The sequence below is a fragment of the Marinimicrobium sp. UBA4209 genome, from assembly GCF_002381585.1.
GTDB classification, from domain to species: Bacteria; Pseudomonadota; Gammaproteobacteria; order Pseudomonadales; family Cellvibrionaceae; genus Marinimicrobium; species Marinimicrobium koreense.
The window spans coordinates 7,156-9,182 of sequence record NZ_DFTP01000106.1 but is presented as its reverse complement, the minus strand read 5'-3'; the positions used below and the strand labels follow the sequence as shown (position 1 = coordinate 9,182).

Sequence of the window (2,027 nt, the reverse complement as noted above, 5' to 3'; positions counted from 1 at the left end):
ACTGATCTTGCCCCCCTGCTCGATCAGCAACTGGTCCACCTCTTCACGGCCCAGGGAGAGCAGCGCATTGGCGCTGCGCTCGCGGGAACAACTGCAGCGAAAGCGCAGCTCGCTGGGGTCGAACAGGCGCAGCTGGTATTCGTTGAACAGCCGATAAAGGACATCGGCATGGGGCAGCCCCAGCAGTTCCTCGTCCTTGACCGTCGAAGCCAGGGTTCCCAGGGTTTCCCAGTGGTCCCGGTTTTCGTCCGGGTCCGCGTGCTTCTGGGTCGGCAACGCCTGGAGCATTAGCCCGGTGCAGGCCTGTTCGCCGGTGGCGAACCACAGCCGGGTTTTGAGCTGTTCGGACTGGTAGAAGTAGTGTTCAAGGCACTCGGCCAGGTTGTCGCTGTCCATGGGCACCACCCCCTGATAGCGCTCACCGCGCTCCGGCTCGATGGTGATGGCCATGATGCCCTTGCCCAGCAAATCGCCCACACCGCGCCCCTGAGGGCGGTCAGCGCTGTCTTTCAGCCGGATGATGCCGCGCAGGTTTTTGTGATGGTCGCACTCGGCCATCACCATACTGACCACTCCGTCGCCTTGGGCCTGCAGGCTGATCATGCCATTGAACTTCAGGGTGCTACTCAGCAGCGCCACCGCCGCCAGAAATTCTCCGAGCAGTTCACGGACACCCTCCGGGTAGGGGTTGTTGTTCATCACTTCCCGGTAGCTCGCGCCAAGGGTGACAATTTCTCCTCGAACGTCGCATTCGTCGAACAGGAAGCGGTGCAGCAGGTCGTTATCGAACATGGGGTGTTGTAGTCCAATTCAGTAGTGATGAGAGGGTGGATAAGGCACCGGGAGGCGCCGGCAGGCGCGCTATGGACCCAGTTCCTGACGCCGGAAGCGGTGAATCTGGCGGCGCTCCTTCTTGTTGGGCCGGTGGTCGCTGATGATCTGACCGGCGAGCCCACCGGCCTTGCGTTGCGCCGCCCGCTCCTCGCGCAGGGCGATGCTCTCGGCGGTCTCCTCGTACAGCAACTGGGCTTCGGGCGCGCCCCGCCGCTGGTCCGACAGCGCTTTGATCACCACGGTTTTGTCATCAAAACCCTGGCGGATCTTCAGGGTCAGCCCCAGCGTCACATCCTTGCTGGGTTTCACCCGCTGCCCGTCGCACTGGACCTTGCCGCCCTCGACGGCCTGCTTGGCGATGCTGCGGGTCTTGTAAAACCGGGCGGCCCATAGCCACTTGTCGATTCGGACTTTCTCCAGAGGTTCACTCATGCGCTTTTCGGTCGTTCCGGGGGCGTAATTTCATCAAAATGGTGAATGGCCGGGTAATCTTCCACCAGGCGTTCATTCTGGCTGTCCGGCTGATGGATACACAGCAGGTGGCGGATACCGTAGTCCCGGGCCGAGGCCAGTACTCGCGGGGTGTCGTCCACAAACAGGGTCCGCTCCGGGTCAAAGGGCTCTCGCTCCTTCAGCCGATCCCAGAAGGCCTGGGACTCTTTGGGCTCATTCAGCTCGTGGGATGAGATGATACCATCCAGCCAGCGGTCGATGGCGGTCTCTTCCAGTTTCAGGGACAGGCTCAGCGGATGTGCGTTGGTCACCAGCACCCGGCGCTTGCCGTGCTCCTGAAGGCGAGTCAGGAAGGTTTCCACGTGGGGACGAATCTGGATCTTGTGGCGCACTTCCTCTTTCAGGCCCCGGATATCCAGGGACAGGGAACGGGACCAGTGCTCCAGGCAGTACCACTCCAGGGTGCCCTGGCGCGCCTCAATGCGCTCCATCAGGAATTCGGTCGCCGCCGCCTGATCCAGCCCGTGGATTTCCGCGTAGCGCTTTGGGAGGTGATTCAGCCAAAAATAGTTGTCGAAATGGAGGTCCAACAGGGTACCATCCATATCGAGCAACACGGTGTCGATCTCTTGCCAGTTGATCATGCCGGGAACAGCCTATTACAACGGAGTTTGACGTCCAGTATGCCCAGAAAACCCGAGATATTAAAGCGCCACACCGTCGCCCGCAGCCGCCTCTTC

3 protein-coding genes are annotated in these 2,027 nt (G+C 61.2%); all 3 read right to left on the bottom strand.

The features are described from left to right. On the bottom strand, positions 1 to 792 hold a 792-nt coding region (gene hslO, locus B3187_RS15565), incomplete at its 3' end, for an Hsp33 family molecular chaperone HslO (protein ID WP_286807372.1). 69 nt (positions 793 to 861) lie between these two features. After that, a complete protein-coding gene (gene hslR / locus B3187_RS15560; RefSeq protein WP_286807405.1) occupies positions 862 to 1,254 on the bottom strand; it encodes a ribosome-associated heat shock protein Hsp15 in 393 nt (130 codons plus the stop codon). Positions 1,255 to 1,262: 8 nt separating this feature from the next. Beyond that, on the bottom strand, positions 1,263 to 1,931 hold the full coding sequence (yrfG, locus tag B3187_RS15555; RefSeq protein ID WP_024462068.1) for a GMP/IMP nucleotidase: 669 nt from the start codon (positions 1,929 to 1,931) through the stop codon (positions 1,263 to 1,265). Positions 1,932 to 2,027 lie beyond the last annotated feature (96 nt).

Bases quoted from the DNA above. Each gene is read 5' to 3' on its own strand.
- yrfG (WP_024462068.1), bottom strand. From the start codon at position 1,931: ATGATCAACTGGCAAGAGATCGACACCGTGTTGCTCGATATGGATGGT.